The 18,751-nt window shown below is 57.7% G+C and carries 14 protein-coding genes; 13 read left to right on the top strand and 1 reads right to left on the bottom strand.

Features of this window, described 5'->3' with window-relative positions; genetic code table 11:
• Positions 1-28 precede the first annotated feature (28 nt).
• The 5 genes from QDT79_RS15610 (at position 29) to QDT79_RS15590 (ending at position 4,831) form a co-directional block, all read left to right on the top strand.
• Positions 29-1,180, top strand: coding sequence for an FAD-dependent monooxygenase (locus QDT79_RS15610; protein WP_308316700.1), 1,152 nt, complete (start codon positions 29-31; stop codon positions 1,178-1,180).
• Entirely contained in the window at positions 1,177-1,971 is a 795-nt protein-coding gene (locus tag QDT79_RS15605; protein ID WP_063989782.1) for an alpha/beta hydrolase, read from the top strand. The genes QDT79_RS15610 and QDT79_RS15605 overlap by 4 nt, the downstream gene beginning before the upstream one ends.
• A gap of 15 nt (positions 1,972-1,986) precedes the next feature.
• Positions 1,987-2,739, top strand: coding sequence for a maleate cis-trans isomerase family protein (locus tag QDT79_RS15600; RefSeq protein WP_016927838.1), 753 nt, complete (start codon positions 1,987-1,989; stop codon positions 2,737-2,739).
• A 9-nt stretch (positions 2,740-2,748) separates the two neighbouring features.
• Positions 2,749-3,378: an N-carbamoylsarcosine amidohydrolase gene (locus tag QDT79_RS15595; protein ID WP_308316698.1), complete on the top strand. Its 630-nt coding sequence runs from the start codon at positions 2,749-2,751 to the stop codon at positions 3,376-3,378.
• A gap of 142 nt (positions 3,379-3,520) precedes the next feature.
• Positions 3,521-4,831, top strand: coding sequence for an MFS transporter (locus QDT79_RS15590; RefSeq protein ID WP_308316697.1), 1,311 nt, complete (start codon positions 3,521-3,523; stop codon positions 4,829-4,831).
• A gap of 72 nt (positions 4,832-4,903) precedes the next feature.
• Here QDT79_RS15590 and dcp read toward each other — a convergent pair whose 3' ends face one another.
• The gene (dcp, locus tag QDT79_RS15585) at positions 4,904-7,105 is read right to left on the bottom strand and encodes a peptidyl-dipeptidase Dcp (RefSeq protein ID WP_308316696.1); all 2,202 of its coding nucleotides are present in this window, start codon (positions 7,103-7,105) and stop codon (positions 4,904-4,906) included.
• 316 nt (positions 7,106-7,421) lie between these two features.
• Between dcp and QDT79_RS15580 the strand changes: the two genes are divergently transcribed.
• From QDT79_RS15580 to QDT79_RS15545, 8 genes are all read left to right on the top strand, one after another.
• On the top strand, positions 7,422-7,697 hold the full coding sequence (locus tag QDT79_RS15580) for a hypothetical protein (protein ID WP_130018029.1): 276 nt from the start codon (positions 7,422-7,424) through the stop codon (positions 7,695-7,697).
• Complete coding sequence (locus tag QDT79_RS15575) at positions 7,694-7,981, top strand: E492 group microcin (protein ID WP_125460888.1); 288 nt, start codon at positions 7,694-7,696, stop codon at positions 7,979-7,981. The genes QDT79_RS15580 and QDT79_RS15575 overlap by 4 nt, the downstream gene beginning before the upstream one ends.
• Positions 7,982-8,061: 80 nt before the next feature.
• Positions 8,062-9,588 carry a hypothetical protein gene (locus tag QDT79_RS15570; RefSeq protein ID WP_308316695.1) on the top strand — a complete coding sequence of 509 codons (1,527 nt, stop codon included), beginning with the start codon at positions 8,062-8,064 and terminating at the stop codon, positions 9,586-9,588.
• Positions 9,589-9,606: 18 nt separating this feature from the next.
• Entirely contained in the window at positions 9,607-10,047 is a 441-nt protein-coding gene (locus QDT79_RS15565) for a toxin-activating lysine-acyltransferase (RefSeq protein WP_063989778.1), read from the top strand.
• A 27-nt stretch (positions 10,048-10,074) separates the two neighbouring features.
• The gene (locus QDT79_RS15560; protein WP_308316694.1) at positions 10,075-13,881 is read left to right on the top strand and encodes an AMP-binding protein; all 3,807 of its coding nucleotides are present in this window, start codon (positions 10,075-10,077) and stop codon (positions 13,879-13,881) included.
• A complete protein-coding gene (locus QDT79_RS15555) occupies positions 13,881-18,026 on the top strand; it encodes a non-ribosomal peptide synthetase (RefSeq protein ID WP_308316693.1) in 4,146 nt (1,381 codons plus the stop codon). The genes QDT79_RS15560 and QDT79_RS15555 overlap by 1 nt, the downstream gene beginning before the upstream one ends.
• A gap of 244 nt (positions 18,027-18,270) precedes the next feature.
• Complete coding sequence (locus QDT79_RS15550; protein WP_049196799.1) at positions 18,271-18,531, top strand: hypothetical protein; 261 nt, start codon at positions 18,271-18,273, stop codon at positions 18,529-18,531.
• Between the two features lie 24 nt (positions 18,532-18,555).
• Positions 18,556-18,723 carry a hypothetical protein gene (locus QDT79_RS15545; RefSeq protein WP_154805963.1) on the top strand — a complete coding sequence of 56 codons (168 nt, stop codon included), beginning with the start codon at positions 18,556-18,558 and terminating at the stop codon, positions 18,721-18,723.
• The last annotated feature ends 28 nt before the right edge of the window (positions 18,724-18,751 follow it).

Below are 18,751 nucleotides of genomic sequence, written 5' to 3'. Positions count from 1 at the left end.
CTGAAAAAAGCCAACAGACAGGGGAAACATGATGAGCAAACAACCACGCATCGCCGTCGTCGGCGCCGGGCGGGGGGGCGCCGCCGCCGCCGGGCTGCTGCAAAAAGCCGGCTTTACCGTCGATCTGTATGAACAGAGCCCGGCGTTCTCACGCCTCGGCGCCGGCATTCACATGGGGCCGAACGTCCTGAAGATTTTCCGCCGTCTCGGTATTGAGCAGCGGTTGGAGCAGATGGCGTCTCATCCCGATTTTTGGTTCAGCCGCGACGCCGAAAGCGGCGACTACCTGTCGCGCATCGAACTGGGCGCTTTCGCCCGCCGGGAGTACGGCGCCGCCTATGTGACGGTGCACCGCGGTGATTTGCAGGCGTTGCAGCTCTCCGCGCTGCAGCCCGGCACCCTGCACTTCGGCAAATGCCTGAGCAAGATTGAAGATCGCGGTGACGAGGTGGTGCTGAACTTCGTCGACGGCACCTCGGCCCACGCCGACATCGTGATCGGCGCCGACGGCATCAACTCGCGCATCCGCGAACATCTGCTGGGGGCGGAAGCGCCGACCTACAGCGGCTGGGTGGCCCATCGCGCGCTGATCCGCGGCGAGAAGCTGGCAAAATACAATCTGACGTTCGAAGACTGCGTGAAGTGGTGGTCGGCGGATCGCCATCTGATGGTCTATTACACCACCCAGCGGCGCGACGAGTATTACTACGTCAGCGGCGTGCCGCACCCGGCCTGGGATTTCCAGGGCAGCTTCATCGACAGCAGCCGCGAAGAGATGTTCGAGACCTTTGCCGGCTACCACCCGATCGTGCAGGCGCTGATCGAATCCAGCGAGCAGGTCACCAAATGGCCATTGCTGAACCGCAAACCGCTGCCGCTGTGGAGCGAAGGCCGCCTGGTGCTGCTCGGCGACGCCTGCCACCCGATGAAACCGCACATGGCGCAGGGCGCGGCGATGGCGATCGAAGACGCCGCCATGCTGACCCGCTGCCTGCAGGAAACCGGCCTCGGTGACTACCGTACCGCCTTCCAGCTGTATGAAGCCAACCGCAAGGAGCGCGCATCCAGGGTGCAGGCGGTGTCCAACGCCAACACCTTCCTGCGCACCCAGGAAGATCCGGCCTGGGTCTACGGCTATGACCTGTACGCGCAAGCGCTGAAATCGGAGAACGCCGCATGAGCACCTTCCTCTACGGCGCACACGTTCACGCCAACGGCATTCGCCAACACTATCTGCGCTACGGCGGCCGCGGCCCGGCGCTGCTCCTGATCCCCGGCATCACCAGCCCGGCGATCACCTGGGGCTTCGTCGCCGAGCGGCTGGGGGAAAAATACGACGTCTACGTGCTCGACGTACGCGGCCGTGGTTTGTCGTCCAGCGGCCCGGAACTGGCTTATGACGCAGAGACCTGCGCACAGGACGTCAACGCCTTCGCCGCCGCGCTGAATCTGGACAGTTACGCCCTGCTCGGCCATTCGATGGGTGCCCGCTTCGCCCTGCGCGCCGCCGTTTTGCGGCCCGCCGGCGTGCGGCGGCTGGTGCTGGTCGATCCGCCGGTTTCCGGCCCCGGCCGCCGCGCCTATCCCGGCCAATGGCCATGGTACGCCGACTCGATCCGGCAGTCGCTGCCGGGCATGAGCGCCGAGCAGATGCGCGCCTTCTGCCCGACCTGGAGCGAAGAGCAGCGCCGGCTGCGAGCCGAGTGGTTGCACACCTGCTATGAGCCGGCGATCCAACGCGCCTACGACGATTTTCATCAGGTGGACAGCCACCGCGACTACCCGCTGCTGACCCTGCCGACGCTGCTGATCGCCGCGGGCAAAGGCGGCGTCATTCAGCCCGAAGACCGGGCGGAGATCCGCGCGCTGCAGCCGGAGATCGCCATCGTCGAGGTCGAGAACGCCGGACACATGATCCCGTGGGACGATTTCGACGGCTTCTTCCGCGCCCTGGGCGATTTTCTGGATTAACTGAGGAACACCGACATGAGCAACCACTACCGCATCGGCCAGATCGTGCCCAGCTCCAACACCACAATGGAAACCGAGATCCCGGCGATGCTGGGCGCGCGCCAGCTGATACGCCCGGAGCGTTTCACCTTTCACTCCAGCCGCATGCGCATGAAACACGTCAATAAAGAAGAGCTGGCGGCGATGGACGCCGAGTCCGATCGCTGCGCGCTGGAGCTCTCCGACGCGCGGGTCGACGTGCTCGGCTACGCCTGCCTGGTGGCCATCATGGCGATGGGGCTGGGCTACCACCGCGAATCGCAGGCCAGGCTGGCGCAGGTGACGAAAGACAATCAGGCCGCCGCGCCGGTTATCAGCAGCGCCGGCGCGCTGGTCAACGGCCTGAAAGTGATCGGCGCCAAACGCATCGCGCTGGTGGCGCCCTATATGAAACCGCTGACCCAGCTGGTGGTGGACTACATCCAGCACGAAGGCATTGAGGTCAAGGTATGGCGCGCGCTGGAGATCCCGGACAACCTCGACGTCGGCCGGCACGATCCGGCCAGGCTGCCGGGGATCGTCGCCGAGATGGATTTACGCGAGGTCGACGCTATCGTGCTGTCCGCCTGCGTGCAGATGCCTTCGCTGCCGGCCGTTCCGACGGTGGAGGCCCAAACCGGCAAACCGGTGATCACCGCCGCTATCGCCACCACTTACGCGATGCTGACCGCGCTGGAGCTGGAGCCGATCGTCCCCGGCGCCGGCGCCCTGCTGTCCGGCGCCTATTGAGGAGGCAGAATGAACGACACCCTCAGCGACAACTATCGCGGCGTCTGGGGCCAGCGCCTCGGCTTCGGCCGGTGCCCGGCGCTGCTGGCGATCGACTTTATGCAGGCCTACACCACCGAAGGCGCACCGCTGTTCGCGCCGGGCGTGGTGAGCGCGGTCGAGGAAAGCCGCGAACTGCTGGCCTGTGCGCGCCGCACGGGAATTCCGGTGATCCATACCCACATCCGCTATCATGCAGGGCATTTTGCCGATGGCGGCCTGTGGGTCAAGAAAGCGCCGGTAATGAAGGACATGGTGGCGGGCAACCCGCTGGCGGCGTTCTGCCCGCCGGTGGCGCCGCTGGCCGATGAGGTGGTGCTGAGCAAGCAATACGCCAGCGCCTTCTTCGGCACCGCGCTGGCGCCGCTGCTGGTGGCGCAAGGGATCGACACGCTGCTGATGATCGGCTGCTCCACCAGCGGCTGTATCCGTGCCAGCGCGGTGGACGCGGTGCAACACGGCTTTCGCGCCATGGTGGTGCGCGAGTGCGTCGGCGATCGTCACCCCGGCCCGCACGAAGCCAACCTGTTCGACATCGACAGCAAATACGGCGACGTGGTGCACAAACGGGAGGCGCTCGACTACCTGAACCGGTTATGAGTCAACGATTCACCTGCAACGACAATAACGAAGGCGCAGACAGCGCCTCACGCGACCGCCCGAAACAGGGCGGCGCCCATGCAACGCAAACACAACAGGCGCCTCCTGCGGAGGCCAACACGCACCACCTGGAGACAACATCATGGCCATTGTCGACACCCCGCTGGCGGGGAAAGCGAACGCAGAATCGCTGCTGCTGTACCGCAAAATCACCTGGAAACTGATCCCGTTTCTTTGCCTGTGTTACCTGGCGGCCTACCTCGATCGCATCAACGTCGGGCTGGCCAAGCTGCAAATGGCCGACGCGCTGCAGCTGAGCGAAGCGGCCTTCGGCCTGGGCGCCGGGCTGTTCTTCGTCGGCTATATTCTGTTCGAGGTGCCGAGCAACCTGATCCTGCAGCGCGTCGGCGCCAAGATGTGGATCGCCCGCATCATGATCACCTGGGGGCTGCTGTCCACCGCCACCATGTTCGTCACCACGTCGACCCAGTTCTACGTCATCCGCTTTCTGCTCGGCGTGGCGGAGGCCGGTTTTCTGCCCGGCGTGCTCTTTTACCTGACGCTGTGGTTCCCGACCTATCGCCGCGGCCGCATCATCGCGCTGTTCATGATCGGCCTGCCGCTGTCCAGCGTGATCGGCGGGCCGCTCTCCGGCTGGATCATGGGCCATTTCGACATGCGCCACGGGCTGCACGGCTGGCAGTGGCTGTTTTTGCTGGAGGGCATTCCCAGCGTGCTGTTGGGCGTGCTGACCTTCTGGCTGTTGCCTAATACCTACCAGCAGGCCAAGTGGCTGACGCCCGAGGAGAAACAACGCATCGCCGACGATTTGGCGCGCGACGACGCCGAGGCCGATCACGGCAAGCACAGCTTCCGCGACGGCTTCTTCAATCTGAAAGTGTGGATGCTCGGCGGCATTGACTTCGCCATTCTGCTCAGCGCCTACGCCATGGGCTTTTGGATGCCGACCTTCATCAAAACCGCCGGCGTCACCGATATCACCACCATCGGCTACCTGACGGCGATCCCCAGCGTCGCCGCCCTGCTCGGCATGCTGCTGATAGGCAGCAGTTCCGACCGGCTGCGCGAACGGCGCTGGCATATCATCGTGCCGTTTATCGTCGGTGCGCTGGCGATGGCCGGCAGCACCTTCTTCACCCACAATGCGCTGGCCACGGTGCTGCTGTTCTCCATCGCCCAGGCGGCGATCATCGGCGCGGTGCCGGTGTTCTTCAGCCTGCCGGCTACCTTCCTGCGTGGCACGGCGGCGGCGACCGGCTTCGCGCTGGCCTGTTCGCTGGCCAACATCGCCGGGCTGGTGAGCAATTCGCTGATGGGGCTGGCGCTGGATCTGACCGGCAAGAGCGGCGGCGCGCTCTGGGCCTTCGCCGGCTGCCTGCTGCTCAGCTCGCTGCTGGTGGTGGCCCTGCCGGCCAAGGTGGTGAACCGCTGAATGTCGGCCAAGCCGAAAAAGACCAAGGGCGCATAACGCGCCCTTTTGTTTACTTACCGGGAATGGCCGAACTTACTCGTCCTTCAGCCCGCGGTTGATCAGCATCGGCTCGATGCTCGGCGCTTTGCCGCGCCAGTCGATGTACAGCTTCTCCAGATCCTGACTGTTGCCGCGCGACAGGATCATGTCGCGGAAGCGCTGGCCGTTTTCGGCGGTCAGGCCACCGTGTTCGGTGAACCACTGGAAGGCGTCGTCCGCCAGCATTTCCGTCCACAGATAGGCGTAGTAGCCCGCGGCGTAGCCGTTACCCCAGATGTGCTGGAAATAGCTGGAACGGTAGCGCGGCGGCACGTAGCTGAGATCGACCTTGTCTTTTTGCAGCGACTCAGCCTCGAACTTGTCCACGTCCTGCTGCGGCTGATCGGCGGTCAGCATGTGCCAGTGCATGTCCAGCAGCGCGGCGGACAACAGCTCGGTCATGCTGTAGCCCTTGTTGAACTTGTCGGCCTTCTTGATCTTGTCGACCAGTTCCTGCGGCATCGCCTCACCGGTCTGGTAGTGCTTGGCGAAGTGGCTGAACACTTTCGGATCGCTGACCCAGTGCTCGTTGAACTGCGACGGGAACTCGACGAAGTCGCGCGCGGTGTTGGTGCCCGACAGGCTCGGGTATTCCTGATCGGCGAACATGCCGTGCAGCGCATGGCCGAACTCGTGGAACAGGGTGATTACGTCGTCATACGACAGCAGCGCCGGCTGGCCCGGCGCCGGTTTGGTGAAGTTGGCGACGTTGTAAATCACCGGCTTGGTGCCGTTGAGCTTCGACTGATCGACGAAGTTGCTCATCCAGGCGCCGCCGCCCTTGTTGTCGCGCTTGAAGTAGTCGGTGTAGAACAGCGCCAGCGATTTGCCGTCCTTGTCGAACACTTCATACACCTTGACGTCCGCCTGGTAGACCGGGATGTCCTTGCGCTCTTTGAAGCTGATGCCGTACAGCAGGTTGGCGGCGTAGAACACGCCGTTGTTCAGCACGTTGTTCAGCTCGAAGTAAGGCTTGATCTGCGACTCGTCCAGATCGTACTTGGCCTTGCGCACCTGTTCGGCGTAGAACTGCCAGTCCCAGGCCTGCACCTTGAAGTCGCCTTTCTGCTGGTCGATCACCGCCTGAATGTCTTTGGCTTCACGCTCGGCGCGCGCGGTGGCCGCCGGCACGATATTGCGCATAAAGCTCAGCGCGGCATCCGGCGTCTTGGCCATCTGGTTTTGCAGTTTCCAGGCGGCGTAGTTCGGGTAGCCCAGCAGCTTGGCCTGCTCGGCGCGCACCTTGGCCAGACGGGAGATGGTTTGGCGGGTATCGTTGCCGTCGCCCTTCTCCGCACGCGTCCAGGAGGCGTCGAACAGCGCTTGGCGGGTGTCGCGATCTTTCAGGCTCTGCAGCAACGGCTGTTGCGTGGTGTTTTGCAGCACCAGCAGCCACTGTTTCTCCAGCTTGCGTTCGGCGGCCGCCTGGGCCGCCGCAGCCAGCTCACCTTCCGACAGGCCGTCCAGCTTCGCCGGGTCGGTTATCGCCAGCGCGCCGTTTTTGCTCGCCGCCAGCAGTTTGTTGGTGAACTGGGTGCTCAGCGTCGCCGCTTCCTGGTTCAGCGCCTTCAGCTTGGCCTTGTCGGCGTCCGACAGGTTGGCACCCGCCAGCTCGAAGTTCTTGTAGGTCACTTCCACCAGCCGGCGCGATTCCGGATCCAGCTTCAGCGCATCGCGATCCTGATAGATGGCCTTGATGCGCGCGAACAGCTTGCCGTTGAGCATGATGTCGTCGTTCAATGCCGCCAGCGTCGGCGAGGTTTCTTCATCCAGCTTCTGCAGCGCATCGCTGGTGTTGGCCGAGGTCATGGCGCCGAACACGTTCATCACCCGCGTCAGCAGCGAACCGGCCTGCTCCAGCGCCACCAAGGTATTTTTGAAGTTGGGCTTGGCCGGGTTGTTGGCGATCTTCTCCACCTCTTCCCGCTTTTGCTTGATGCCCGCTTCGATCGCCGGCGCGTAGTCGCTTTCCTTGATCAGGTTGAACGGCGGCGCCTGGAACGGCAGACGGCTTTGATAGAAGAACGGATTTTGAGTCTTTTGCTTGTCGTGCTGATTGGCTTCACCGGTCACGGTAGCCTCCTTCGCCTGGCCGCTGGGCAGCGCGCTATGGTCGGCGTGAGGTTGGGTTTCTGCTGCCTGTGCCTGCGAGCCCAGCGCCATGCCGATCGCCAGCACCAATGTGGATAAACGCATCAAATCGAAACTCCTCCATGTTCACGGAATAAGGTCTCGGGGAATCGCTCCCTCTGAATCACCTCCTAGCTTAGGTGCAGTTGGCAGTTTGAGCAAAAACAAGTGATTAGAAGTTAGCCGCCTCGCCGGCCGCAGCCAGAAACGTCGGTGACATCTTTATTTTTTTATTTCCAGCACATAGTCACCAAATGTAATCATTTTATGATTAATTAATTCAATACCATGATAAATAAAGAAGAATCATAAAATACCCTGTTGACTTATCCGGTTACCCAATGTAACTTGATGTAAATTTTGATTAATGGAGCTAATCAAATTGCAGCTTATAACGGAAATAGTTCTTATTGTCATTTTCATCCTCATTATCAGTGCGATTTATAAAAACGCGAAGAAAAAAGGCTTGCGCACGTACCATATCGTCATGCTGTTCTTGATATTCCCCCTTGCCGTATTTTTAGACTATTGCCTGCAGCGCCAGGCGATCCTTTTGGATACGGCGGCCCTTAAAATCACGGCAATGTATGGTTTGCCGATGGCGGTTATTTTTTCGCTTGTGTTATCCATTACCTCTCGCAAGAAGGAGCTTAAATGAGAGCCTTAACGGAAGTTGAGTTGTCATGTATTAACGGATCTGACGGCAATGATTCTTATAATCCGACTTCGCTTATTGTCGGCAGCCTGAGCACAATAGCGAAATTGCCCACCCCCGTATCATTAGCCGTGGGCGTGGGCACGGAAATCGCTATTCAGGCCGCACCGCACATGCCGGTTAACGTTGCTATTCCACAGGTTCCCATGGGCCCAACATGGAATGGCAGTGGCGGTGGTCGCCCTTCACCGTCGTCGTCACTTTCAACACCGGATTCTTCAAATTAAAAAACGCGGCCTTATTACCCCTTGTATAATAAGGCCGGTATTTAACTTGCCCTGCACCCATAAAAATAACGATTTAAAAAATGAAAAACCTCGCCATGCTTCACGAAAGCTTGATTCCTTTCGTCGCAAAAAAGACAGGTTCTCAATTACTCTGGCACAACGGATTAAACCCTGCAGAGCAGAGCGAACTGAAAAATGAGACCAGCTATCTCATCGAAGAAAATAATCGTCATGCTATTTTTGATGACGGCACGCCGCTCTTAAACGATGAAAAAGTCTTTTTCGCCGAACGTTATGGCGGCGGGGCTATTTCGCGCAACGGCGGCGGCGCACGCTGTGGCTTTGATGGGCGATGGCAGGTTAAAGGCATCGGAGCCAATGCGTTAGTCGGTCAAGGGGCGAAGCATGTCGATGGCGAGTTGACAATGACCGGCGCAGTATTGGAGGCATTATGGGGAAACGTCATGGCCAAACTGCTGCCTTACGGTGCCGTGCCCAATAAGGCGATCTTGCTGACCGACAACCCCATCGCCACCCTCTCTCCTGCATCGGCGGGAGGCGTCCATAACCGCAAGGCGTTGCTGGTGCGCGAACCCGTCGTGCGCCCTGCACATTTTTGCCGCGCGCCCTACTATCATCCTCATGATGCGATGCAAAGGCAGCCTTCGGATATTGAGCGGACCAAAAAGCTCATTGTCGCCGCACCAACCTTTCTGCCTCGTCCCTCTGAGTTTGACGCTGCGCGCTGGTTGGCGTTGCCGCAGGAAGAACGAGCCTTCTACGGGCTCTGCGAGCTTGCACGGCGCCTTGCGACGCAGATAGCTTACTGCCGTACCCGCCATTTGGTGATGATGACCTCACCCTCCAATTGCGATATGGCCGGCAGGCTGCTGGACTTTCATGGTGTTCGCAGTGTTTTTCCCGCAGAACGTCGCGATCCCGGCCGCAGCTACATTCAGCACAACAAACTCAACGAAGACGCCCCTTTGTTGCTGAGAGGCGTGCAAGATCTCGCTTTTTATTTAGCCAAGCATCAATTTGGCCCGGCATTTCTCGCGGCAGCGCACCAAGGCATCGGCGCGGCCTTTAATATGGCCTACACGCGAGCCTGCCTGCTGGATAATCTCGGTATGGCGGGTTTTGACTCTGCATTTTTACAACGCCTGCCTCTCACCGCCGACTGGTTCGCCTTAGGCGAACGCTTGCAAAAAATGTTCGATTTGGCTCCCGGCATCTTTAGCCGTCGACAAGGTCTGGGCCAGGGGAATGCTCATCCGGCGATTGCCCTGTTACATCGGCTCATCGACTCGCCCGTCAGGGTTTCCGCCGAACAACAGGGTACGACAGCGGAAGAGAGATTTTCTCTGGCATTCCAGCGGTTATACGCGAAGTACCTTCAGGAAACATCAGCGGATCAAACCGCCGCCGGATTACAACAGGCGATGAAGCAGACCGTCACCAGAAGGTTGGGCTCCCGCGCGTTCATGCGCCGTGAAGTGATTTTTCAAGAAATTGCCGGCTGGCGCGGTGAATTCAGCGAGATCAGCGAACAGTTGCAAATCTATCTGGATCGTTTCGAGCGTCAGGCGATCAACGTATTACAATAATAACGCTGAGGATATTTCGTGAGTTTTATCAAAGAAAACCAGCAGGGTAAAAGTAAGTTCAGTCAATACGAGAGCCTGGGCTTCGCCGTTAGCTGTATGTTGATGAATAAAAATTACAGTTTGTACCATATAAAAACGTTGCAGCTATGGACTCAGGAAGCGATTAATCAAAATCAATTCAAAATATTATTCGATCATTTGGATAATCCGTTAGGATATATAACCTGGGCCTACCTGAGAGATGAGACGCTGGGTCGATTTATTAACGATCCGCAGTTTCTTCTGCATAACTCAGAATGGGATGAGGGCGGCACGCTGTGTATTTTAGACTTTTGCTGCAAGCCAGGCAGCGCGCATTTATGTTTGGAACACCTTAAAACAGTTTACCCAATCGCAGAACGTCGCACGGTTGTATGGCGTTCCCGCCGAACGGGCAAACTGATGACGGTAAAAAAATAAAGAAAAATAAACATCAGGGATGAGCCGATGAGCAAGCATCAACTATTGGATTCACAGACGGGATTTTACTATGGCACCAAAATCGGCGATGACAAATCGAGCTATAATATCGCGGAATATGTCGAAATAAATCACACTCTCGATATCGCAAGAATGAAACGTGCCATTCATCACGTCATCAGCCAAACGCCGACGTTGCACGTTTTGTTTGATGAAGATAACGGCACGCCTTATCAATATCCCGTCACCGCCAACATCTCAGTGGAATGGGTAGATCTTTCACAGCACGCCAACGATATGGCCACCGCTATCGAATTAATGGAAGCGGATGCTAAGCGCCCCTTCTCGTTGAACGCTGCGCCGTTATTCAGACAAAAAATCATCAGACTGGGTGAGCAACGCTTTCTGTGGTATTTCTGCAGCCACCATCTGCTGCTTGATGGTTACGGCACTTATTTGCTGATCCATCAAGTGGCGCAGGCCTACCGAGGCCAAACGCAGCAACCGCAAGACGTACCTGCGATCGATGCCTTGCTCAGGGCTGAATCTGAGTACAAACAGTCAGCCGCCTATCAAGCGGACCGACATTTTTGGCAAACGGCCAGCGCCTCACTGCCAGACCCGATGACATTAGCCTGCGCCAATATTCCTTCGGGACAGACGATCCGCCATGTGACGTCGTTGCCCTATCCTGCCGAGCGCCTTGCGCTGCAAACCGGGCACCCTTCTTGGCTGGCGCGCACTTTCGTGGCAGTGATGGCATATTTGTACTTGTGTACCGGCGAGAAACAGCAAACGATCGGCGTCCCAATGATGGCGCGAACAGACTCCCTGACGAGGCAGGCGCTGACTTGCAAGACCAACGTTGTTCCCTTGACTCTCGATATTGAGGACACGGCCTCATGCCGACAGTTGGCGCAAACCATTGAACACATACTCAGGCAACTCAAAAAACATCAAGCATTCCGTTACGAAGAGATAAAAAGTCTGCGGAGCGTCACCAGCCGCTCGCCGCTGTTCAACATCGTGGTCAATATCATTCCCTTTGAAGCGGCAGCCTCATTTTCTTCCGCGCAGCGCAGCGAAATCCGTAATTTACGCTCAGGAGGCGCGCAGGATCTGGTCTTCAACATGCGTCCCGATCTCGATAACCAAACGCTTCGGCTGGAGATCGATGCCGACTCAGGGCTTTACGATGCGGCCAGCCTGGTGCGGCACAGCCAGGGGATACAGACCTTATGCGCCTTGCTGTACAACAACCCGGAAAATCTTTCTGTCGCGGCATTGCGACAACGTTTCCCGCTCTCGCTGCAGGGTAAAGCAGCCAACGACAACGTGGTCGATATAATGCAACGTATCGATCGTGCCGTCGTTCAAGCGCCGCAACGCACGGCGATCCTCACGCCCGCACACGCTTCGTTGTCGCTAAGAGCGCTGTCTTATGCCGTTTTGCAGCAACAGTGGCGTGCGCTGGCCGATGCCCTCGCCCCCGCCCGTGCCGCGAACACCGTGCTGTTGCTCGACTTGCCGCAAGGGCCGGAAGCCATCATCTGCATGCTTGCTGCGCTGCAGTTGAAAATGCCGTTCGTCAACCTGAATGCCAAAGGGGATGGCGCGGCTCATCGTCAGCGACTTGAACAATTTAGCGACGCTATCCTGATTACCGATCGCACACTTCCCTCCTTTCATTCCGAACCTGACGCATTGGCGCATTGGCGCGCATCGACACTCGATATGCCGGCGGATTTCGCGCACTTCACCGTGTTTCGCCGGCAAACAGCGACTGAGGCGCCGGCGTTCCCGGACGGAACCGGCTATATCATGTTTACCTCTGGCTCGACGGGAATGCCTAAAGGCGTGATAGGCGCCCGACATGCTCTCAGCGTTTTTGTCGATGCGGCGATAACATGCTATGGCATTCAACCGCACGAACGCGTGTTGCAATTTGCGCCCTTGCATTTCGATGCGTGCATTGAAGAAATTTTCATGACGCTGGGTGCCGGCGCCCACCTGTGTATCGCCCCCGAGGCCGTCAAGCACAGCTTTGCCGCGTTCTTCACATTCTGCGCCGATCATCAAATCAGCCTGTTGGATCTGCCGACCGCCTACTTTAATGAGATGCTGTTCGCCTCCGGTGGTGAACAGACGCTGCCGCCGGCCGTCACTACAGTTATCATCGGCGGCGAAAGCCTTTCACCGCGATCCAAAGAACGCTGGTTCGCGCACTATCCCAAAGGCAGAAAGTTATTCAACTCCTACGGCCCAACCGAGACAACCGTGGTGGCGACGGCCGCGGAAATCAAAAACGATGGCACCGCCGTGACGATAGGCGCACCGCTGGACGGTATATACACGGCGATCGTCGGCGAGGATCTCAGGCTGTTGCCGCTCGGCTGCAGCGGCGAATTACTGATAGCCGGAGCGACCGTCGGCCTGGGGTATTTGCATCAGCCAACGCTGAGCGCGGAAAAGTTCGTCACCCTTGAGGTTAACGGCCATCCCATGCCCGCCTTTCGTACCGGCGATATCGCCTGCCAGCGCCAGGATGGGCAGTTGCTGTTCCTTGGCCGCAAAATTCGTGAAGCGAAAATCGCCGGGCAACGCGTCAATATGGGTGAGATAGAAAGCTGTCTGGCCCGGTTGCCCGCAATTGTCGAAATTGCCGTACTGGCCAAAAGCGGCGACGCGGGAACGGAACTGTATGCGCATTATCACAGCCGGCAGCCGCTCAGCGAGGCAATGCGCCGAACGCTGTACGGCGAACTGCCCAGTGCACATATTCCTCAGCGCTTCGTGCATCATCCAACGCCGCTGGTCAAACTGGCTAACGGCAAGATTGATTATCGCACCCTGGAAAGACAATCCCGGATGCCTGAACCCACACGGGAATTGCGTTCGACGACATTCAACACCCTGGTGCATGAGGTTTGGCTGGCGACGCTGGGGAGTGACGATGGCGACTTCTTCACGCTCGGCGGTGAGTCGCTGCAGGCCATAAAAATCATTAACGCGCTTAACGCCCACTGTCGGTTGGATCTGAACCTGAGCGACATTTTTGAACATCCGAGACTCACCGATTTCTGCCGACACCTAACGCAGCTGGCCCATGCACGCTATGGCCTGGATCCGCAGCATCTGAACATCCGATGCGCTATCGGCCGCCGTCTGTCAACCGAGGCGCCGGCCAGCAGCCGGCTGTTTATTCAATCACCCGAAGGCGCAGATGAACGGCTTTTGTTGGCCGCCCTCGCCGACAAACACGGTGTGGACATTCTGTCACCGCAGGCGTTGCCATTGCATGCTGAATGGCCGCTGAACGCGGCCATATTCAACGTACCGAACGAAGCCACGCAATATGCCAGTTGGCTTGATGCGCTTTCGGCCCTGCTGCACGCCCTGCCCGGCCGAGTTAACTACATGATCTTTATGCATGATACGGTCGGCGGCGCCAGACTCACGCAAGGCCTGCTGCGCGATTTTCGGCATGAGCGACTGCTGTTGCTGCATAAAGCCGATTCGCGCCGCCAAGCTGTCGACGCCGGCGTTACTGAGTTGATAGCCTTTTCCGCGCGGCTTGGCTATTTCCCGCACATCCGGTTCGATACGGCCAATGAGCGATTGAACGGCTGCGTACTGAGGATCTTCGGTTTCGATGATGGCGAGAATTTCGATCATCGCGCCGCCTTCACAATGGCACAGCGGAGAAACCCGGGAGTGCAGTTGTGTAGCTTGTCGCATTGGCTGAATTTGATTTCCGCCCACAGCGACAAACGCCCGAATAAAAGCGGTCGAACAGGGAACGCTATCGACGTCAACATGGAAGGAGTGCACTGATGAGCGTCATCGGCCTGATCAATCTGATGGAAATGGCGAAACAGGGAGCCACATTCGGCGAGCTGTCGCCTCGACGCCAAGCCATCGAGCATGTCGACGCCGCCGCACTCAGTGCGGTGCAGGAAGACATCACCGCATTTTTATCTGTTTGTACGCCAGATAATGCAGAGCGAGACACCGGGGAGAAGCCTTGTTACACCGTCAATCACTACGCGGGGCAATACCTGTGGCTGTATGAAAACTTCACCAAGAACAGCCCGCTGTATAACATTCCGATCGCCAAAGAGATCCTGGGGCCCTTTGAACCCGCGCGTTTACTCACCGCGCTGAAAAAACTGCTCAAGCGGCACGGTGCGCTTTGCGGCCGCTATCGGCTAGACGGGGAAACCATCACCGTTGACATCGTGCATCCTGATGAAACCATTTTCGAACACAGCCTCGAGGACATCAGCGGGCTGAATAGTGAGGAGCAGCAAAAAAGTATGCTGGCGGCGCTTAACGCCCAGTGCACGATTCCGTTTGATCTCGGTGCCGAGTATCCCCTGCGCTGCCGGATCTTGAGAAAGAGCGCGCAGCACCACTATCTGTTCTTGACCTTTCACCATTGCGTGGTCGACGGCTGGACGGCCAATTTGCTGGTGGATGAACTGAGCCGTGGCTATCACGTGCACAAAGAGCATGGTCATTATGACAACGGCCAGGCATTTTTCCGCTATCTTGAAGACCCTTTCCTCGCCGTCGCCAATGTCGATGACAGCATGGCGTTTTGGCGCGATGAACTGGATGGTGCGCCGGAAAAACACGCGCTTGAATACGATATCGCCATCACCGCGGCAGGCAAAACACAGAATATCGTCAGAACATCGCTGACGAACGAACTGCAGTCGGCCCTGGCCCAGTTAGCCAAACATAACGGTACGACGCTGTTTACGCTGTTGCACTCCGCCTTCGCGTTACTGATTGCCAGAGAATCTGCGACGGAGCGTGTAGTCATCGGTAGCCCGATCGCCAACAGGAACGAGCCGACGTTAAACGACGCCGTGGGCAGCTTCGTCAACACGATCGCCCACCAATTCATCATCACTGGCGACGACAGTTTCACCACGCTGCTGCAAAAGAACGCAAATAAATTTGCGCGCGCTTTCAAACATCAAGGGTTGCCATTCTCTTACCTGGTTGAACAACTCAAGCCCACGCGCGGCAAGTTTCACCCCATTTTTCAAATCATGTTCGTCTGCCAACATCGCAAAAGCAATGAGCTGAATATTGGCGGTGCGCAGGTTAACACCCTGCCGAGACGCTATGCGCCGCCCAAGTTTGATCTGGTTCTGGAAGTGATTTCCAGCGTGGAGGGCATTCAGTTGGAATGGCAATACAACGCCAAGCTGTTTACGCCGGAGCGCATTAACGGATTGGCGCAAGCTTACGCATTACTGCTGCAGCAAATTGCCTGCGATCCCTCGCGGGCCGTCGGCCACTATTCGCTGACGTCAATGGCCGATAACCGGCAATTGCGTCAGCTCTCCGTCGGACAGGCGATGCCCGCATCCTTGCGGCAACCTCTTTCCGATCGGCTGTTACACACTGCTCTCCAGCAGGCGGATCGCCCGGCGTTGTACGAGGGCGATAGCGTGTGGCATTACGATCGGCTGTTGCGGCACGCCGGCCTCGTGGCGCATTGGCTGATCGCCCATACCGCCCCAGGCGCGCTCATCGCCATCGATCTTCCACGTGGCGCTCATCAGGCTATTGCGGCGCTCGGCGTGATCCTCGCCGGACGGGCCTACTTGCCGTTGGCCGAAGGATTGCCGGATGCCCGCGCAGCGGCCATTATGCGGATATCAGGTTGCGCCTGGGTTTTGAGCAACCAGGCTCACCATCACGCCCGCTATCCGCAGACTATCCGCGTTCAGGATCTGGAGGCGCTGTTTTCCCCTCATGTCCTAGACACAGCGCCCTTCCCGCCAGGCGAAGCGGAAGCGCTCGCCTATGTCATTTATACGTCGGGGACGACCGGTACGCCAAAAGGTGTGGCTATGGAACAGGGGGCCGTCACCAATACCTTGCTGACCATGAACCGACTGTTTAACGTTTCTCATCGTGACAACGTATTGGCACTCGCCGATCTGGCCTTCGATTTATCGGTCTATGACCTGTTCGGCAGTTGGCTAGCCGGTGCATCAGTAACGGTGCTATCGCCGCACGAAGCGAAAGAGCCGTCAGCATGGCTAAATGCGATACGCCAGCGGCAAATCAGCATCTGGAACTCGGTTCCCGCCATCTTGCAAATGCTGGTGCAATATTGCGCACAAGAAAACATCCTGTCGCTGCCTCAACTGCGGCATATTTGGCTGAGCGGCGATCGCATCTCTCCACAGCTGATCGCCGAGGCACATCGGCTTTGCCCCAACGCGACCATCACCAGCCTTGGCGGTGCCACTGAAGGGGCAATATGGTCAATTTATCATCCGGTTACACGAGATACGCACTACAGAAACGCCATCCCCTATGGAACCGCATTGCCAAATCAGAGCATGTGGGTGTTGAATGAAAAACTCGAGCCGTGCGGTTTCGGCGTTACCGGCGACATTTATATCGGTGGCGTTGGCGTTGCCCGCGAGTATTGGCGCGATAGCCAAACCACCGCCGGCAGCTTTGTGCTTTTCCCAACCACCGGAGAACGCATATACCGCACCGGCGATCGCGGCCGTTGGCATCGCAGCGGTTACATCGAGTTTCTCGGCCGCGAAGACCAACAGGTGAAACTGCAGGGTTTTCGCGTCGAATTGGGTGACGTCGAATTCGCGCTCAAAAGCAGCGAACTGGTCGCTGAAGCGTGTGTCGTCTGTCGCGATGAAACCGGGAACGGCACACCGCATCTGGAAGCCTACATCACATTGACCGAGGCGGGGAAAGCCAGCGTCCAGGCAGAGCAAAGAATACGCGAGCAGGTTACGGCCGCATTGCCCGCGTATATGGCGCCATCCCGCTATCACCTCATTGAACGTTTCCCGCTTTCACGCAACGGCAAATTGGATCGCACCTTGCTCTCGCCAGGCACCGAACGGAGTCAGGCCAGCGAGGTTGCACCCGCCGCGTCCGCGGAACTCATGCTACTACGAGAGCTGTTGGCGGATACGTTAGGCTGTACTCCAGACAAGATCGACCCACATGCCAGCTTCTTCAGCAATGGCGGCAGCTCGCTTTCCGGCATCACGTTCTTGGGCAACATCAAGCGCGCCCTTAATGTGGAATTAACCCTGGCGGAAATCCTCGGCTACTCACAGCTCGATAAACTTGCCGAGCGTCTGCGCGAGAATGCGCCCCTGCCGTTATCGATGCTGTCCGGCTCAGCCGATCGCCCCTCTCTGCCCACCTTGTATTTGGTGCATGGCGCCGGCGGCCAGGTTCATCAATATGCAAAGTGGACAAAACAGCTTTGCGCCTGCGCCAACATCATCACCATCGCCAGCCCGGGGTTGGCCGCACCCGGTGCCGACGACACACTCACCCTGCAGCGATTGGCCGCCTCCCATTTGGCGGCCATACCGCGTGCCAAACGCGGCACGGCCGTTATCGCCGGCTGGTCATTGGGCGGCCAATTAGCTGTCCATATGGCGGCGCAGGCCACGGAACAAGGCGCGCCCTTTGCGCATGCGTTGGTTGTCGACAGCGGTTTGCCCGCCCAACGGACCGCCGTGAAGCGACGTTTCAGCGTGGCGCAAAGTTACCTCAGTCTGTTCGACTCTCTCGGTATTGCGCGCCATTTGTGTCGGCATCAAGAAACGAATGCGATAGACAGCTTCGCCGACGAGATAAAAATGCACTATGCGCTGAATCAGAGCGTGCTTGCGGAGAAGATCACGCTGGAACATGCCGAAACCTTCTGTTGGGCGCTGAAAAAATCGTTCGAACTGACGAATAACGCCGGCCCCCTGCCGCAGATAGCGATACCGCTGACGCTTTGGCTTAGCCAGCAACGTCAGCGTAAACACCCCCAGCTTGCACAACGCTGGGAGATGCAATCCTCGCATGGCGTTCAACTCAGTTATTGTGCAGAAACGCATTACAGCATTTTAAACAACGCTCAACTTCTTCGAGCTCTGACGCAATTGCTGCGCGCGTTATCAACATCATTGGAATAACGCGAGAAGATACCTCCTATCAATCAAACCTATCGAGGCAATGATGAAATTACCAAGCAGTTGGATTTTTTTGTTCTGCTTTTACTACACATTTATGGATATTTTTTATTCGTTATTTTTTTCCGAAGACAGGAGGTTTACCAGCACAATCATTCAATCCTTTATCTTTTCAACCTTGCTAGTGGCATTTTTCTGGTATCGGAAAACTGCAAAAACCAAAAACCAATAATATAAGGAAGTCATTATGAGAGAGCTTACACTTAATGAAGTGAACTTTATTGCGGCAGCTGGGGATTTCAGCTATGCGGAATTGGGCGGGGCCGTCGCTGCCGGCGCGGTTGGTGGCGCGATGACCGGCGCCATGGCTGGCGGCGTCGGTGCCGGCCCAGGCGCTGTTGCCGGTGCAGTTATCGGTGGTGCCGCCTATACCGCTGGCAAAATGGTGGAATCCATGTTGGGTGGCAATAAACAAACATCGACGAACAATCCTGCCGACAGTAACTAATGTAGGAAGATTCGTATCCATCATATGAAAAAATCATTCATTGTATTGTTCGCCATTTTAATCGGGCTTGTTGTTGGCACGACTGCGGATTATTTCAGCCTCAATCGTTTCTTGAAATACGCCCTTATCGCCTTTGCCGTTATCGCCACGCATAAATTGCTCAATAGCGATCGCGGGCAACGCTCAGCATGATCAACGTGGCTTATTTTAAAATTTAATT

Origin of the sequence: Serratia marcescens, from assembly GCF_029846115.1 — a bacterium.
In the GTDB taxonomy this organism is placed as follows: Bacteria; Pseudomonadota; Gammaproteobacteria; order Enterobacterales; family Enterobacteriaceae; genus Serratia; species Serratia marcescens_L.
The sequence above is the reverse complement of the archived record's forward strand: the minus strand, read 5'-3'. Positions and strand labels throughout refer to the sequence as shown.

Bases quoted from the DNA above. Each gene is read 5' to 3' on its own strand.
- QDT79_RS15610 (WP_308316700.1), top strand. From the start codon at position 29: ATGATGAGCAAACAACCACGCATCGCCGTCGTCGGCGCCGGGCGGGGG.
- QDT79_RS15605 (WP_063989782.1), top strand. From the start codon at position 1,177: ATGAGCACCTTCCTCTACGGCGCACACGTTCACGCCAACGGCATTCGC.
- QDT79_RS15600 (WP_016927838.1), top strand. From the start codon at position 1,987: ATGAGCAACCACTACCGCATCGGCCAGATCGTGCCCAGCTCCAACACC.
- QDT79_RS15595 (WP_308316698.1), top strand. From the start codon at position 2,749: ATGAACGACACCCTCAGCGACAACTATCGCGGCGTCTGGGGCCAGCGC.
- QDT79_RS15590 (WP_308316697.1), top strand. From the start codon at position 3,521: ATGGCCATTGTCGACACCCCGCTGGCGGGGAAAGCGAACGCAGAATCG.
- dcp (WP_308316696.1), bottom strand. From the start codon at position 7,105: ATGCGTTTATCCACATTGGTGCTGGCGATCGGCATGGCGCTGGGCTCG.
- QDT79_RS15575 (WP_125460888.1), top strand. From the start codon at position 7,694: ATGAGAGCCTTAACGGAAGTTGAGTTGTCATGTATTAACGGATCTGAC.
- QDT79_RS15570 (WP_308316695.1), top strand. From the start codon at position 8,062: ATGAAAAACCTCGCCATGCTTCACGAAAGCTTGATTCCTTTCGTCGCA.
- QDT79_RS15560 (WP_308316694.1), top strand. From the start codon at position 10,075: ATGAGCAAGCATCAACTATTGGATTCACAGACGGGATTTTACTATGGC.
- QDT79_RS15555 (WP_308316693.1), top strand. From the start codon at position 13,881: ATGAGCGTCATCGGCCTGATCAATCTGATGGAAATGGCGAAACAGGGA.
- QDT79_RS15550 (WP_049196799.1), top strand. From the start codon at position 18,271: ATGAGAGAGCTTACACTTAATGAAGTGAACTTTATTGCGGCAGCTGGG.
- QDT79_RS15545 (WP_154805963.1), top strand. From the start codon at position 18,556: ATGAAAAAATCATTCATTGTATTGTTCGCCATTTTAATCGGGCTTGTT.